The following is a 1,304-nucleotide window of genomic DNA, read 5'->3' as shown; positions in this document are numbered from 1 at the left end:
CAGCGGTCTTCTGCCTCGAACGGCGAAACCTCAAAACCTAAGCGGAAGTAGGGTTTGTGGTCGGGCCGGCGGGATTTGAACCCGCGACATCCTGTATCATCAGGGGGTTGTTTTGCAAAAAACGGCTGCTTTGGATGGGGTGAATATCGTTGGAATCAAGCCGTTTCTGAGTATTGGGTGTTCTTTGCTGGAACCAGTGCGCTTGGCTAATCCTGACGATTACTGTTACTGAAATGTTACTGGGATTGGCCGCTTGGGAAGGCGACACGCTCGGCGTGTCGCGGGTGGTTGGATTGCAGTCCAGCAAGAACCGTTTCGTCGGTAGTTACTGGATTCCCGGCAGAAAGACCATGCTTCTGGATTCCATCAGAATTGCTTGCGTCGTAGAATCTTGAGATAGTTTTTGCGGAAGTCACGCCGGTCTTTGAACATCTTTCGGTCGGTAGCGGTCTCTTCGCCGGCGTTGAATTTCAACGCTGTCAGTTCGATGGTGCACATCAAATCGGCGGCCTGCTCCAGACGATAGTCCTTCGGTTGCGCATCGCGATACACGACGGCTTCCTTGGACAGCGCATAGTCGATGGATGCTTTCAGCGCATTCGATACGATTTGCTGCCCATTGTCGTAGTACACCTTGATTGTCTCATACGATTGGAATTCGTTGAGATGTGATAGGAAGAAGTCCGCAAGATCGCGTTTGAGCTGTGCTCCGAACCTTGTCTTATCGCCGTCGAACATGCTTTTGCGATGGGCGAACGTCACGTATCGGAACGGAAGGTTACGGGCAAGCGTGAAGAACGCGAAGAACAGTCTCTTTCGATCCGCGAACGAGATATCCTCGTAATCGTCGTGACCGTTGAACAAAGGACCGGCATGGAACGGGATGTCCGGCAAAGCCGAATCTGTCAGATGCCGTTCATACTTCTCGATGTGCGTGGTTATGGGCGTGGACTGCACATGGAACACCAGCGTGATGAGATAGTATTCGGACAGCTTGCCCCATTCGCCGGACTCGTCCACGAAGATGCTCAATTCGCTCAACCGATTCCCCTGACAAGACGGCAAATAAAGGAATGCCGGGGGAATACCCCCGGCGACTTGGAGCCTCGCTCTTACGGGACGAAGCGTCACCATTATGACAGAACCGGCTCTGACATGCAAGAGCCAGGATTCATGATGGCTATACTAATGGTGAATGCCCCGGAACGTCACTCATGCGAAACATCATGAAACCCCGGGGATTTTTCTTTTCTGCACGGCCAATTGAGGTTAAAGTCAGCGGTCATCGTTACCCATCGTTACCA

1 protein-coding gene is annotated in these 1,304 nt (G+C 52.3%); it reads right to left on the bottom strand.

All coding sequences use genetic code 11. The features are described from left to right. Positions 1-366: 366 nt before the first annotated feature. Positions 367-1,041 carry a DUF3800 domain-containing protein gene (locus tag EHS19_RS04480; protein WP_151916595.1) on the bottom strand — a complete coding sequence of 225 codons (675 nt, stop codon included), beginning with the start codon at positions 1,039-1,041 and terminating at the stop codon, positions 367-369. Positions 1,042-1,304 lie beyond the last annotated feature (263 nt).

This window comes from Bifidobacterium jacchi (assembly GCF_009078285.1).
In the GTDB taxonomy this organism is placed as follows: domain Bacteria; phylum Actinomycetota; class Actinomycetes; order Actinomycetales; family Bifidobacteriaceae; genus Bifidobacterium; species Bifidobacterium jacchi.
Note: the sequence above shows the minus strand (reverse complement) of the source record. Positions and strands in the feature narration are given on the sequence as shown.